This window comes from Zhongshania sp., from assembly GCF_041623545.1.
In the GTDB taxonomy this organism is placed as follows: Bacteria; Pseudomonadota; Gammaproteobacteria; order Pseudomonadales; family Spongiibacteraceae; genus Spongiibacter.
In genome coordinates, this window is the sequence record NZ_JBFJWS010000001.1 from 145,095 (window position 1) to 160,266 (window position 15,172).

Genomic DNA, 15,172 nt, shown 5'->3' on the forward strand with positions numbered 1-15,172 from the left:
GCCGCCTAATTATCACGAGCCTAACCCTTATGCCAATATTACTTGGCGTGACCGGTATGGCAATAGACCGAGCCCACACCAACAGTCTACTTAGCGCCGAGCAAGAGCAATTGCGCCTGCAGTTTTTTGGCTTACTCGGGGCCCTCGAGTGGCAAGACGGCGAATTTGAAATGGGTGATCGCCTAAAGGAACCACGTTTCTGGCAATTCCGCTCCGGCTTGTATGCTGAAATCCGTCACCGTGATGGTTCAGTCGTTTGGCGCTCGGTCTCTAGCGACACACTGAGCTTACCTACACCACAAAATATGCCTCGCTCCGGCCAGGAGCTTTTTAGCGAAGCCGAAATCAATAAAGACCCGTTTTTCACTTTTCATTATCACGCCATTTGGGAAACTGATAATGAAAATGAAATCCCCCTACTCTTCTCACTCTATTCGCAGCAGAGCACACTACTAAACGAGCTCAATAATTTTCGCAGCCAAATAAGTCTTTGGCTCGGACTTGTATTAATTATATCTGCGATTGTTAGCGCCATAATTTTATACTGGGGACTTCGCCCGCTGCGACAACTCGCGAAAGATCTACTTCGACTCGAGCAAGGTGACACGGTTCAACTTAGTGACAATTACCCGCGAGAACTACAGGGCATTACCCACAACCTCAATCAACTTCTAAGCAAAGAGAAAAAACAAAGAGAACGTTATCGAAACACCCTTGCGGACCTTGCTCACAGTTTAAAAACCCCACTCGCCGTGCTCAAATCTGGCGGCGCAGACAGTAATGCGATCAACGAACAAATAACGCGCATGGACAATATTATCAATTATCAATTGAAACGCGCGGTAAGCAGTGGCCGACAAAACCTGAGCAGTAAAACTGCCATCGCCGCGTTAGTAGAGCGACTTAAGCAGTCCCTCGAAAAAGTATATCGGGATAAAACCCTGCAATTTAACAACCGACTTCCCGCCACTTTAACACTAGCCATTGACGAACAAGATGCGATGGAACTGTTTGGCAACTTGCTGGACAACGCAAGCAAGGCCTGCAAAAACACAATCATCATCAGTGCCACAGAAAGCACTCAACAGTGCCATATCCTAATTGAAGATGACGGACCTGGAATAAGTGAATTGGAACGCGAAACGCTATTACAAAGAGGACTTCGGGGCGATCAGTACGGTCAAGGACAAGGTTTAGGCTTAGCAATTGTCAGGGATATTATCGATAGTTACGAAGGTGAGTTGAGCTTTGAAAAGTCGATACTAGGAGGCTTAAAAATTACGCTGACACTCCCAACGCCCTCAACGTCTGCTTAATAAAAAAGGCCGATTGCAAACACAATCGGCCTTAATTTTACCCAGAAAGCGTGACTAACGTCGAATGCGGCCTTAGATAGGCAACAACGCCAGTGGGTCAACCGGCAGCGCAGGAAGGCTCGGTAAGCCACCACCCGGCAGACTCGGCAAACCGCCACCCAGAAGTGACATCGGATCTACTGGCAAGCTTGGCAAACCACCGCCTGGCAAACTCGGTAGGCCGCCACCCAAAAGTGCCAGCGGGTCCACGGGCAAGCTCGGCAAGCCACCACTAGGCAGACTTGGTAAACCACCACCCAATAGCGCCAGCGGGTCTACTGGCAAGCTCGGCAAGCCACCACCGGGCAGGCTTGGTAAACCACCACCCAATAGTGACATCGGGTCTACCGGCAAACTCGGCAAGCCACCACCGGGCAGACTTGGTAAACCGCCACCCAACAGTGACATCGGGTCAACTGGCAAGCTCGGCAAGCCACCACCGGGCAGACTTGGTAAACCGCCACCCACTAATGAGAGTGGGTCGACGGGAAGACTTGGCAAGCTCGGCAAGCCACCGCTAGGCAAACCTGGCAAACCGCCTAATTGACTGTCAATTGTGGTCAGAACACCAATAACTGGCGCAAGCGGGCCGGCCAAAGCAAAAGCACTACCCGACACCAATGACACAGCCAATACTATTTTCTTAATCTGAGCGTTTTTCATAAAATCCCCTAAAAATTAGTCTATCAAGCCGTAATACTTATTATTTAAACAAGCCTAATTCACTCCAAGAACAAAGCTATTAGGCCGTTAGCGCAATTTCATAGTACGGATTAACACCTATACTTAGGTGTGATATGGATCACAAAAAAATCGGGGAAAAACGAAATAACAGCACCCTATGACACGGTGCTATTGGAGTGCGCACTATTAGTACGTATATATTAAAATTGACTACACGAAACTGAAGTGTCCCAAGGAAAGCTGAAAAAAGCGGAGAAAAGTAATCAAAGGAGGCACCTCAATGATATTGAGATGCCAGTGCGCAACAACTAGAAGCTTAGCTTTACCCGCCAAAAAAAATCGACCTTTAATCCTGATAGTGCTTTCTCATCGAGGTTATCGTCATACACAGGTGTTGCCGCAATTAGTTCGGACTCTAAGTTTTTACCGACGTCGAGCTTAACGCTAAAGCCAGCATCGCCGATCGCGCGAACATCCCCCGCTACACCTGAGGCATCTTCGTACCACGCCTGACCATACTCAGCAAAAAGCGCGGGCTTAAAATTTAAACCCCACAACGGGAGGCCATTACTCTCCAAGGCGAATTTCGTATACACACCTGAATCGCCGACCAACACCCCTGGCAAATAGGCACTAAGCCCACTGCCACCGCCCAAAAAGAACTGCTGTTGCAAGGGCAGCTGCTTGTTATTCGAAAATTGACTAATCACGTCCCACTTGAAACTGGCCCAGTCCGAAATGGCCACTTTTAGTCCGCCGCGCGGTTTAAGTATAAAGAACTCTCCAGTTCTGCGCCCAGTGGCAACGACGCCCTCTCTAGAGTCTGTCCCAAGTGTACCGCCGTCGGCTTCTAAGCCGGCCTCCAATAATCCCTGCGCCGTCAATTGTGCACCCAAACCAAATAGGCGCATTAATTTAGTGTACTTCAAGCCCAGCTCTAAGGTTGTATGAGGCTCATCCAGGGCAAAGCCGTAATCCTTTACCTCAATGTATGTATCAATTTTTTCTATACGCTGGGAGGTAGTTAAGCGTTGGAAGCTATCACTTGATAACACCTGCTCACCCGTAAGCGCAACTGTCTTGGTTTCGGAATAAAGATTAAGTGTCGTGTTCAGCGAGTCTGGTGAGGGAAAAAGTGGATTCTCATCACTAAGCCCACTCAAATCAACTCCCAACAATTCATCACTAACATCGCAAATTAGCGATACTGTGCATAGACCGCTAGGTTCGCCGCTATTAGACTCTGACAGCTCACCGGTCAGCGATACATCAGCATCGCGAGCATACTCGACATAACGCGCCTCTAAGCCGTAGAGTCCAAAACTGCTTGGGTAATTTAATTTAAAAGTAAATCCGTCGTAGTAATCGCCGCCGTTCACTTCACCAAATTCAGTTAAGGCGCGATCATAGGCAATGGACGTCTCAACGCCCGACTGAAAATCGTGTTTAAGACTTGCATTGGCAAAGTAGCGACCAAGAAACCGGTTGCCAAAATTATTGACACTAACATCAAGTTCGGTGCTGTCGTGATCAGCTTTTGGCTTTTCCGTAAACACCAAGGTATAAGCCTCGGGGTCCCCGCCAACTTGATAACTTACGGCGTAATCAAGCCCGGCGCGGTCACTCTTTAAATTTGCCAGCACTTGTTTACTGCCAAATTCAGATTTTTGTAAATCCTTGTCACCAATCAAACCGGAAAAATACGGATAAATATTATCAGGCGCCTTGACCGCTGCTAAGTTCCCGTTAATCACATGGGCGTATATCGTCTTGTCACGCTGGGCAAAATAAACCGTAACCAAGAGGTGCCCCAATTGATAATAGGCCTGATTTAGGGCGTTCACAGCTTGCGCCGGTGTCTGTGCAGCATTCATTATTCGATCAAGTTGCTCGCGACTGAGGTAGCGATTTCCCGAAATTCGCAAAGCGTAATCGCCGATCGTTACGTCGACGATATTATCAGAGTGTAAAGCTGCGTATTGCTCAATACGCTCCGCAGTAGAAGCCTGCGGAGGTATTACTGGCGGTAAATCGATAGCCATAATTGCTCCATTACTTAATTTTTGCTCAGTACTGAGAGTTATCTTTTATAACGATTAACTCTACCCGTCGATTTCGCGCTCGGGCCCTCACCAGTGACTCGCCAGCAAGCCCATCTATTTTAATTACTGGCCGATGCTCCCCATAGCCCCGGGTAAAAAGCATGCTTGCGGGCACGGCTTCAGCAAGAAAATAGTTTTTCACCGCTTTTGCACGGCGCTCGGATAACTGTTGGTTATAAGCGTTACTGCCTAGGTCGTCGGTATGACCCGCAATTTCTATTTTTAATTTAGGATTTGCTTTAAGAATCCGCGCGGCCTGGCGGAGTGTTGCTGTGGACGACGCAGTCAATAAAGCTGTATCAACAGCAAAGTTGACTCCTCGCAACTCCAAGGGTGCCTTATCATCAAGGTGACAGCCAGATGGCAAGACCATTGCATTTGGTGGCGAATTCAGACATTGATCGAATTGATCACAAACACTATCACGATCGTTATCTATGCACTGGTAAGCAGTATTTTTAGAAACACCATTGAGGGCATCATTATTTTGTGATGCATCGCGGTCTTTACTAATATCAAAATCGCTGCCAGAACCATCGCTGCCTCCGGGAAGCTCGACTGTTAAAACGGTCGGATTAAGCTCACTACCGCTGGCAGTTTCCTGTAAAAATTCCAGTACAGTCCCCTGTGAATCACCAAGGCCGACAAGCGGCGCTAACGCGCCACCAACAGGCCCTTCCACACTCGGTGCGCCAAGTAGCAAAATATCTTGGCCGCTAACACTCACCCCAAGCAATCCATTGTCACCTAAAGCGTCTACACCCAACAAATTATCAAAAGCACCGCCGCCACTGAGTAAATCCACATCAGATAAGGCACCACTGACAGGTGCAGTAAGCGAGCCACCAAGTAATTCAACATTAACTAATTGCGCGCGCAAAAACGGCGACATGGCTACAACGCTAATCGTCAGCAAAAATACCCGCGCTAATCGAGCCAAAAGGGGGGGTCACTCCACTTATAAAACAAAATATGACACGCTATAACTGATCGATATACAAATCACACCTGCGTTATATCAGTTTTTCACAGTACAACTATAGTGTGGCATAACATCACTGCTTTACCAAATAGCAAAAAGCCAGCCTTTAGAACAAAAGGGCTGGCTATTCAAGCGGCATTACAAGTAATTCACGCCCAACAAGACGGCTTAATCGCTCGGCATACCACTACATTCTAAGCGAGCAATTGAGCCCAATCACTCAAATGACGGCCCTGAACTGTCGGCAGTTAACACTCCCGCTGGCGTTGTTAAAACCAACGAGAGCTCCGCTGCGTCCTCGCCACTGTCACCATCCTCGCTATCGGCCCCCGATAAGGCCATTAAATTAGCTTGCAAATTAGTCGCTGCGCGTTCGATTGTCGACGGTACAGCCTCTATACTCCCCTGCGCTGAAGCCGGATCCGTCGCAAGTGCGTCAATCACATCGGTCACCGCATCGATGGTGCCATCACTACCGGCAAGATCCGCAGCGAGCTCGTCAATCGCAAAAGTGAACTGTGTCGCATAGTCCGCAAATGGATTTTCGCCATCACCGCCCTCGCCCGATAATGACGCTGGATCAATAGGTAAGGCATCCAAACTCGGCAAACCTTCGCTACCAGCCAAAGAAGTCGGGTCAACAGGCAACATTCCCATACTCGGCAAGTCGCCATCGCCTGCCAAAGATGCAGGATCAATCGGTAAGGCGTCTAAACCCGGCATGCCGCCACCGCCCGCCAAAGATTCAGGGTCTAGCGGTAACGCGTCCAAACCCGGCATTCCACCACTTTCACCAAATGATGCTGGATCAACCGGTAGCGCATCTAAACTAGGCATGCCACCATCAGCTAGAGTAGCCGGATCAAAAGGCGATGAATCCGAATCACCACCACCGCCAGACATTGCCATCAAGTTCGCTTGTAAATTAGTAAACGCAGTTTCTAACGTAGACGGCACTACTTGAATACTACCGGGAACCATTGCCGGATCTTCAGCTAAGGCATCTACAACGTCAGTCAGCGCATCGACGGTGCCATCAGCAGCACCTATGTCAGAAGCAAATTCATCTACAGCGTTAGTAAATTGCATTGTGTAGCCCGCCAGCGGGTTACCACCTTGGTCACCGCCACTGTCGCCGCCGGCCAATGAAGCAGGGTCAATAGGCAAAGCATCTAAACTAGGCAATCCACCACCGGGCAATGAGTTTGGATCAACCGGCAATCCCTCTAAGCCGCCAGCTAACTCCGCAGGATCAACAGGCAAAGCATCCAAACTGGGTGAACCACCTTCGGACAATGTCTCTAACTGTGCATCCAAGCCGCCTAACTGATCAGTCACCATAGACAAGGGGGTTCCAGAAACTGCACCTGCTAGCGGATCAATTAAGGGAGCAAGAGGCCCTGCAAGCGATGCAGAAGTGATCGACGCGATCGCCGCCGTCAATGCTATTTTTTTCATCGTTGGTGTTTTCATATTATGTACCCCAGACAATTTCCATATTAAATTTCATACGGCCAATGCCAAGTCAAACATTGACCCCAGCCAAAAGTGGCCTCGGTATGACATCATCGTACGGGAAAGTACTAATAGACTTTAGTGACTTGCGTCACACAGTGCACAGACAAACAGACAGTCTTATCGTCCCAAAAAAATTTTCAAAACTGCGCAGCAAGCTGCCATACCACAATATAAGGCAGCTTACTGGCTCGCAAGTTCACAAAAAATAAATATGAGAAATAGTGCTTGTATAGTAGATTTTCGAGCGTTCAATTGAATTCGGAGATTTAATGCAAAATAATATTTTTTTATACAGCGGCCATTTTTTCTTGAACAGCATCAAAATCCCAATAGGCTTTTAAGGAAGAAATCTTCCCTGCATCATCTGCTTGATAAACAACAATCATGTCCATTTCCATTTTTAGGTCACCCGACAGATTATTCACCAAGTGAACCAAATTGGCACATTCGTCACCAGCGGGAAATGACGCCAAAATCGTAAATTCTATTTTACCCGGCGCAATGATCAAATCCCAAAAATTCCCAATGGCAGCTTTGCCGCGGTGGCCTTCGCCGCTCGGATCCAGCGGCGATTTACCGACTGGATCCTGAACCAGCGCAGTATCGGAAAATAGCGCGAGCCACGCCGCTTTATTCCCCTCCTCTACGTATTGACCAGACAACCGGCTTGCCGCCAGTGCCGCTTGTGCATTTCCCATTGTCTCTCTCCTTTGGCACATAATTAAAGCCATAACGTGAAGCCACATAAAGTTTGCGCGCCAAAACTGTGTCATTGGCGACGTCCATGGCATACTAGTTGCGCAGGCCATTAAAGGCACAATGCGCCGCGACCGCAAACCCAGTGATAGTCGCAACAAAAGGACCTGCGGGAACATCATCCATTCGACGTAGCACCGGCAGATTCACACGCAGCTATTCATCAGGATTTATCATGAATGATTTTGCCCCAAATGGGCTTTTGAAGAACCCCCACGCCCAATCAATACTGGCGTCAACCAAATTACGTAAATTGCGCAGCTACCCCCGTTCTCGCGCCATGTTGAGCGCAAGTAAAACAGTCGTATTAGATTGTGGTAACGGGCAGCAACTATTAGGCGAATACGCCGCACATGCCACACGTAGTAAAGGGCTAATTACGCTGATCCATGGCTGGGAGGGCAGTTCGCAATCTACCTATATGCTGTCTACTGGCGGAAGTTTATTTGCAGCGGGATATGACGTATTTCGGCTTAATCTACGAGATCACGGCCCTAGTCACCACCTTAACCGCGAATTATTTAATTCGGCGCGCTTAGATGAGGTTATTGGGGCTATTAAAGCAATCCATACAACTTACCCTCATCAATGGCAGTTTTTAGCGGGGTTTTCCCTCGGTGGTAATTTCGCTCTACGTATTGCCGCGGAGGCAGAAAAGGCAGAGCTAACGATTGCACAAACAGTGGCTATCTGTCCGGTTGTTGATCCGGCAAAAACAATGATTGCGCTTGAAGAAGGCTGGTGGGTATATGAAAAGTATTTTGTGCGAAAATGGCAGAAGTCGCTGCGCAAAAAAATTAATTTATATCCGGAATTAGGCTATCAAAATAGCTTATTTAAACTAAAAACCCTACGGGATATGAACAGTTACTTCATCCCCAACCACACCGACTATAGCGATAGCAAAGATTACTTTCAGGCCTATTCCATTGCTGGCGATAGACTGGCGACATTAAACTCGCCAGCCCATATTATTGCCGCCCAGGACGATCCAATTATCTTAGCCGAGGATTTCGCGCACTTAGCTGCGAACAAGCAGCTTAGTATCGAAACCACACGTTACGGCGGCCACTGTGGCTTTGTTAAAAATTATCAACTCGACAGCTGGTTGGATGAACGCCTTGTGGAATTGATTAATCTACGCCGCTACCCCGCTGGCGACCCGGCAAAAAGCGGCCAGCAGGGCTAATTAGTAATCACGCCGTGGCGATTTGCTCAGCGATCGCCAATAGCCGCACCGCTTCCTCTACATGCAGGGCTTCCACCAACCGCCCATCGACCAAGACTACACCTTTGCCTTCCGCTTCGGCTTGGCGCCAAGCGAGCTGAACTTTCTCGGCCCGAGCCAAGGCCTCTGGCGATGGCGAAAACAAGCGGTTGGTAACTGCAATTTGCTTTGGATGTATCAAGGTTTTACCGTCAAAACCCAGCTCGACGCCCTGCTCACAAGCCAAAGCTAAGCCAGCATCGTCGTCGAGATCGAGATGGACACCATCAAAAACATCAATACCATTTGCGCGGGCCGCGAGCACACATAAACCCAAGGATGTGAGCATGCCTAAGCGCTGCGGGGTATGAGGTACCCGCAGGTCTTTAGCAAGATCCGAGGTACCAAGGACAATAGCATCCATGCGAGCATGGGCGCCGGCAATTTCATTTACCGCCAATATACCCCTCGGCGTTTCAGCCATTGCCCAAAGTTTCAGGCTCGCCGCGGCATTGGCCTGCTTCAAGACCTGAACTACCGCGTGCACTTCGGCCGCTGACTCCACTTTTGGCAAACACAGGGCCGAGATTGGCGCGGTAGCAAAGGCTTCAATATCTTTACGCCCCCACTCGGTATCAAAGCCATTAACCCGCACGACTAATTCTCGCCGCCCAAAGCCTCCAGCCAACACCGCAGCCATAACCTGCTCCCGAGCTAAATCCTTTTGACCCGGCGAAACCGCGTCTTCTAGGTCCAAAATGAGAACATCGGCGTCAAGGCTACGAGCCTTCTCCAAAGCCCGAGCATTTGAGCCAGGCATATACAAGACTGAGCGACGCGGATTAGCGGCCATAAAAAACTCTCTTTAATTTGAAAAGGCAGGAAGTTTATCACAGCTGAGTGAAGTACTGAGCCAGACCTTAGGTTTGACCATCACAAGCATTAATTGCGAATCATTATCAATTAGCGATAGAATATCCACCCCGCTTCTCCAGGGAAGCCAGTTTTCATTGCGGAGTCTGTTAATGCCAGCGCTGTTTCGCCACATCATATTCCTTTTTGGCTTTTTGGCCTTGACTAGCATAGCCCACACAGACGCCAACCCAGGGGCGAAAGTAAACTCACAGGCGGTTGTTCAACACTATGCCGACCTTGCCTACGCGGTATACAGCGACGCCGAGACCAGCGCTCGCCAACTACAAATTCAACTTAATCGCTTTTTAGAGGCGCCCGACCAGCAGGGCTTAATCGCAGCGCAAAAAGCATGGCAAACGGCGCGCATTCCCTATCAGCAAAGTGAAGCCTTTCGTTTTGGCAATCCAGTAGTCGACGATTGGGAGCATCAGCTCAATAGCTGGCCGCTGGACGAAGGGCTTATTGATTATGTCGCAGATGACTACTTCGCCGCGCTGGGCAATATCGGCGGAGATCTAAATATTATCGCTAACCCCACGATTAATCTCGGCGGCGAAATAATTGACGCTAGTATTATCAGCGCCGAATTACTGCGCAGCCTACACGAACTTGGCGGTTCAGCTGCAAATGTCACTACTGGCTACCACGCCATCGAGTTCTTGTTGTGGGGGCAAGACCTTCACGGCCATGAGCTGGGCGCCGGTGAACGCCCCTATACCGATTACAGCCAAGGTGCGGCATGCAGCAACGGCAATTGTGATCGCCGCGCCGCGTACTTGCGCACCGTCGCCAGCATACTTATTGACGACCTTAGCTATATGGTCAAGCAATGGGCGCCCAATCAAGCGGGCAACTATCGCAGCCAAATACTCGCAATGGACAAGCAAATTGTTTTAGCGAGAATGTTCAATGGCATAGGGTCGCTATCCCTTGGCGAGCTCGGCGGCGAGCGCATTAAAGTATCGCTAGAAGCCAACTCCACCGAAGACGAACACGACTGCTTTAGCGACAACACCCATTGGTCTCACTACTACAATGGCTTGGGCATTGAAAACGTGTATCTCGGCCGCTATCAGCGCCTTAATGGCACTACCCTAAAGGGTCCGTCACTCAGTGATTTAGTGCGCCAAGCAAAGCCCGAGGTTGACAGAAAAACTCGTCAGACCTTGAGCGCGACCATGGCGAGTCTAAAGGTACTCACCGACACCGCGGAAGCCAAAGATAAGCCCATGAGATTTGACATGCTGATCGCGGAAGGTAACCAGCGCGGCGAAGAGATTCTCAGCGCAATTTTGAAAGACCTAGTCGCACAAACCCGTGCAATTGAGTCTGCCGCAAGTACGATTAATATCGACCCAACGGCTACTGGTTTATAAGCCTTGCCGATACCGCGCGCAATCATGTCGACAGCAATGCTATACAGCTGCGCCATTGGTTTGTCCGCGTGCAAAGCCACGCCGCCACTGCCCTTGGTGAGCGGCGCAAGCTTTACAGTTGCGCCAGGTTCGCCTCGCATCCTCGAGCAGCCGCAGCCCCAACTCAGCTTGGAGCAAAAACTCGACTGGGCAGTTGGTAAAAGCTTTGCGAATCAAGCTTGGGTGAGTGCGCCGGCGAGCACCACAGCTCGCGATGGCCTCGGGCCGCTCTTCAATGCTAATAGTTGTGTGGCCTGTCATCAGCGCAATGGCCAAGGCCAGTTACCCGAACATGGCCCCGGCCTGATACTGCGAATAGCCCCAGTGGGTTTACACCATAAAAGCTATGGCGAACAGCTCCAAGATCACGCTCTGCTCGGCAGCCAAGCCGAGGGCCAAATCGCTTGGCGAGAAACCCCGTCGCCAGCCAAGGAGCTTGGGGATCAGCAAGACCTAAGTTACCGCCAGTATTTTATCGCTAACGCCAACTACGGCGACACCAGCGATATGGCATTTTCACCGCGCCTAGCCCCCGCCCTAATTGGCTTAGGCTTACTGGACAGCATCCCCGACCAAACCCTCATCGCCCGCAGCGACCCTAACGATCTTGACCAAAACGGCATTTCCGGCCGAGTCCTAATGCGCTGGGATGAGGAGCAGCAACGCCTGCGGCCCGGGCGCTTTGGCTGGAAGGCCAGCCAAGCCAGTCTCAAGCAGCAAGTCGCCTTAGCCTTCAGCCAGGATATCGGTATTCGCTCGCCCATTTACCCAATGCCAAATTGCCCAGTAAGCCTGATAAATTGCGACCAAGAATTCACACATGACAAAACGCAAGCACCGGAAATAAGCACCAAGTTATTAAATGCGGTCAGCCGCTATATCGCTAATCTTGCCGTCCCCGGCGTACAAAACAGCCCCAATTTACAACGCGGCTACAAGCACTTTATTAGCGTCGGCTGCGCCGACTGCCATATTCCTGCTACCGAGACTCGCCCTGCGCCATTTTCACTGTTCGGGCAAGGCAATAATATTGAAACTCGCAAAGAAACCATTTACCCCTTTAGCGATCTACTACTGCACGATATGGGCGCAGGATTGGCTGACAGCGCCGCTACCGACAACACGCCGGCAGCAGAATGGCGTACCGCTCCGCTTTGGGGGCTGGGCATGCGCAGCCAAGCCGGTGACAATATACGCCTGCTTCACGACGGCCGCGCCAAATCGCTCACAGAGGCCATACTCTGGCATGGCGGCGAAGCGGCGCTTAGCCGAAAAAAATTCTTACAACTCGACCCTAGCTCACAAAACTCTCTGCTGAATTTCCTGAAGGCACTGTAATGAACTTATCTATACTGCGCGGCCCACAAGCAAGACTAGCGAAGCGCAAACTGTTAGCCATCACCGCGCTGAGTTTAATCACCGCATGCAGCCCGCCGCCCCCGGCCAAAGTACTGGCAGACACCAGTAATTTGGCTATTTTACCGGCCTACAAAAGCTTCTCACTAAGCAGCGAAAAGCTGGCTACCGCGGCCAATAGTTTTTGCAGCAAGCCCAACACCGAGCAACTTGAGCTAGTCCGCGATCACTGGCGAGTGGCCGTCGACGGCTGGTCTGGTGTGCAAAATCTGCAATTTGGTCCGCTGCTGGTCGACAACCAAGCCTGGAAAATCCAATTCTGGCCCGACAAGAAAAACTTGATTGCGCGTAAAGTGGAAGCACTATTGCGATCAGATGAAGCATTGACTGAAAAACGCGTCGACGATGCCAGTGTTGTCGTACAAGGCCTGTCATCCCTAGAGTACCTGCTCTTTGACCCAAAGCTCGGCGTGTTAGACAGCTTTGCGAATGCTGCCACGGGCTCTCGCCGCTGCGCCCTGCTCATCGCCGTCAGCGGCCACTTGCACAGCGTTGCAAACGGCTTGCACGATGCGTGGCGACCAGAGGCTGGCAACTATGTGCAAATCTTTACGCAAACCGGCGAAGATAACCCTGAGTACCCCGACGACAGTGTGGCACTGGCCAATTTGCTCGACACCTTGGTCGCCGGCGTAGAACTCATCAAACGTGACAAATTTGAACGTCCCTTAGGCTTAGCGAGTAGTGAAGGCCAAGCGCAAATTTACCTGCTTGAATGGTGGCGCAGCCAGTACTCGCGAGATGCCATCATCGCCAACCTCAAAGCGCTGAAAAACCTATTTATGGCCGCAAATGGCTATGGCTTAGACGACTATTTAAGCAAGGTAAAACAACACGGCGAATTCAGCACACAAATTCAGCAACACTTCGATCGCAGCCTCACTGCAGCCAAGGCAATCCCCAATAGTTTGTTCAGCAGCGCTGAGCCTCGCAGTCAGGCAGAACTCATTCAGTTTCAAACTGAAATTAACGAACTCCAATTATTATTGAAATCCAAGCTACCCGAGGCACTTGGTATTAGCCTTGGTTTCAATGCCAAAGACGGCGACTAAAACACCCATTTACACCGTTTTCGTAGACACAGAACTAAGGAACACCATGCAACGTCGCCGCTTTATTTTTGCCTCTGGCGCCCTGTTGAGCATGCCATTTGTAACGGCAGCGCCAGCGCTGGCGAAATCGGCTAAATTCACTCCAATACTCAGTGCCGCCAGTGACAGCGGCGGCAAACATATCGGGGTATGGCGCGACGATCACTGGCAAATGTCTGCCAGCATTCCCCGTCGCGGTCACGACAGCCTTTTTCACCGCCAGCGTCAGGAGCTGGTCTTTTTCTCCCGACGTCCGGGCAGAGAAATGTACGTTATCGACGCCAAGTCCGGCGATGTACGCCACACCATTAGCAGCGAAGATGGCTACCACTACTATGGGCACGGCTGTTTGAGTGCCGACAGTCGCTACCTCTATACCACGGAAAATCATATCGCCGGCGACGGCGCGGGCAGTATCGGAATTTACGACTGCGAGAAGGATTACCAATGCCTCGGCCACATGGATTGCGATGGCATTGGCCCCCACGAGCTCGCCCTTATGCCTGATGGCAAAACATTGGCCATTGCCATTGGGGGTATTAAAACTCTGCCGGCCAGTGGCAGAAAGACCTTAAACCCCGAAACTATGGCACCGGCACTGCACTATTTAGATATCGCCTCAGCTCAGGTGGTGGAGCGCCACGCTGCGCCTCACTACCAATTAAGCCTTCGCCACCTCGATGTTAGCCCCAGCGGCCAAATTGTCATCGGCGCACAATTCCAAGGCGCATTACCCTCTCGGTTGCCGCTGGTATACAGCCACGAACGTGGCGCCATGCTCACACCAATGGACTATGGCGAGCTACCATTGCAGTTTAAGCAAGACTATATTGCCAGCATTAGTATCGACGATCAGGGCATACACGCAGTGACCAGTTGCCCACGTGACAATTTGGTTTGCCTTTGGGATCTGCGTAACCAGCAATTGAAGCAGGTATACTCACTCCGAGACAGCGCGGGGGCAGTTTACGATAGTGCTTATCAGCAATTTATTTTGAGCAATGGTAATGGCCAATTAATGGCGCTAAAACCGGGTCACCGCGCACTGACACCCCTTGCCTATGCTGCGGGCACCCACTGGGACAACCACCTCACTTTATTGCGCTGAGCAAGCATAGGAAAAATAATGAAACGCCGAAACTTGATTAAAAGCAGCGCCACCGCCCTACTCGCTAGCTCACTCCCAAAATTGAGTTTAGCGATGGCGTCGGCGGATAAAAGTGGCCAGCCCCGCTACGATTACATTCTCACCGCCGAGCCCGCTACCGCACGCTTAGCCAAAGGCGGCGACAGCGATATTCTCGGTTTCAATGGCCAGTTTCCCGCACCCGTAATACGTGCCAAGCAAGGACAGGTCCTACGGGTAAAATTCATCAACAAATTGGCTGAGCCGAGCACTATTCACTGGCATGGTATTCGCTTGGATATCGCTATGGACGGTGTGCCCTATTTAACTCAGCCTCCCGTGCCCGCCGGTGGCAGTTTCATTTATGAGTTCATCTGCCCCGATGCCGGTACCTTTTGGTATCACCCCCATATGAATAGCGTTGAACAATTAGGTAAAGGCCTCGTTGGCGCCCTAATTGTTGAGGAGCGCGAACGCCCCGACTATCACGATGTGATCATCGGCATGAAAGATTGGCGCCTTAAGCCAGACGGCAGCTATTTACCGCTATCGATCCCTAGAGAAGCGGCACGGGACGGAACCTTGGGTACATTAGCGACGGTTAA

Annotated in this window: 13 protein-coding genes; 7 read left to right on the plus strand and 6 right to left on the minus strand. The window is 50.6% G+C overall.

From position 1 onward, the window contains the following. Positions 1–29: 29 nt before the first annotated feature. Positions 30–1,316, plus strand: coding sequence for an ATP-binding protein (locus ABYT30_RS00655; protein WP_373078290.1), 1,287 nt, complete (start codon positions 30–32; stop codon positions 1,314–1,316). A 72-nt stretch (positions 1,317–1,388) separates the two neighbouring features. Here ABYT30_RS00655 and ABYT30_RS00660 read toward each other — a convergent pair whose 3' ends face one another. The 5 genes from ABYT30_RS00660 to ABYT30_RS00680 form a co-directional block, all read right to left on the minus strand. After that, positions 1,389–2,018: a hypothetical protein gene (locus ABYT30_RS00660; protein WP_373078293.1), complete on the minus strand. Its 630-nt coding sequence runs from the start codon at positions 2,016–2,018 to the stop codon at positions 1,389–1,391. A 329-nt stretch (positions 2,019–2,347) separates the two neighbouring features. Further along, complete coding sequence (locus tag ABYT30_RS00665; RefSeq protein WP_373078296.1) at positions 2,348–4,081, minus strand: ShlB/FhaC/HecB family hemolysin secretion/activation protein; 1,734 nt, start codon at positions 4,079–4,081, stop codon at positions 2,348–2,350. A gap of 25 nt (positions 4,082–4,106) precedes the next feature. Beyond that, complete coding sequence (locus tag ABYT30_RS00670) at positions 4,107–5,081, minus strand: OmpA family protein (RefSeq protein WP_373078298.1); 975 nt, start codon at positions 5,079–5,081, stop codon at positions 4,107–4,109. A 258-nt stretch (positions 5,082–5,339) separates the two neighbouring features. Further along, complete coding sequence (locus ABYT30_RS00675; protein WP_373078300.1) at positions 5,340–6,596, minus strand: hypothetical protein; 1,257 nt, start codon at positions 6,594–6,596, stop codon at positions 5,340–5,342. 332 nt (positions 6,597–6,928) lie between these two features. After that, positions 6,929–7,339, minus strand: a complete 411-nt coding sequence (locus ABYT30_RS00680) for a nuclear transport factor 2 family protein (protein WP_373078302.1) — start codon at positions 7,337–7,339, stop codon at positions 6,929–6,931. Positions 7,340–7,572: 233 nt separating this feature from the next. Here ABYT30_RS00680 and ABYT30_RS00685 point away from each other — a divergent pair, with 233 nt between their 5' ends. After that, a complete protein-coding gene (locus tag ABYT30_RS00685; protein ID WP_373078305.1) occupies positions 7,573–8,586 on the plus strand; it encodes a YheT family hydrolase in 1,014 nt (337 codons plus the stop codon). 7 nt (positions 8,587–8,593) lie between these two features. Here the strand turns inward: ABYT30_RS00685 and ABYT30_RS00690 are convergent, their stop codons facing one another. Further along, positions 8,594–9,457 (minus strand): CoA ester lyase, encoded by an 864-nt coding sequence (locus ABYT30_RS00690; protein ID WP_373078307.1) that lies wholly within the window; start codon positions 9,455–9,457, stop codon positions 8,594–8,596. Between the two features lie 172 nt (positions 9,458–9,629). Here ABYT30_RS00690 and ABYT30_RS00695 point away from each other — a divergent pair, with 172 nt between their 5' ends. From ABYT30_RS00695 to ABYT30_RS00715, 5 genes are all read left to right on the plus strand, one after another. Next, a complete protein-coding gene (locus ABYT30_RS00695) occupies positions 9,630–10,895 on the plus strand; it encodes an imelysin family protein (RefSeq protein WP_373078309.1) in 1,266 nt (421 codons plus the stop codon). Between the two features lie 24 nt (positions 10,896–10,919). Further along, positions 10,920–12,272 (plus strand): di-heme oxidoredictase family protein, encoded by a 1,353-nt coding sequence (locus ABYT30_RS00700; protein ID WP_373078311.1) that lies wholly within the window; start codon positions 10,920–10,922, stop codon positions 12,270–12,272. Next, entirely contained in the window at positions 12,272–13,402 is a 1,131-nt protein-coding gene (locus ABYT30_RS00705) for an imelysin family protein (protein ID WP_373078314.1), read from the plus strand. The genes ABYT30_RS00700 and ABYT30_RS00705 overlap by 1 nt, the downstream gene beginning before the upstream one ends. A 46-nt stretch (positions 13,403–13,448) precedes the next feature. Then, on the plus strand, positions 13,449–14,549 hold the full coding sequence (locus tag ABYT30_RS00710; RefSeq protein ID WP_373078317.1) for a DUF1513 domain-containing protein: 1,101 nt from the start codon (positions 13,449–13,451) through the stop codon (positions 14,547–14,549). A gap of 18 nt (positions 14,550–14,567) precedes the next feature. Continuing rightward, positions 14,568–15,172 (plus strand): multicopper oxidase domain-containing protein (locus ABYT30_RS00715; RefSeq protein WP_373094858.1); only part of this gene is annotated, 605 nt, incomplete at its 3' end.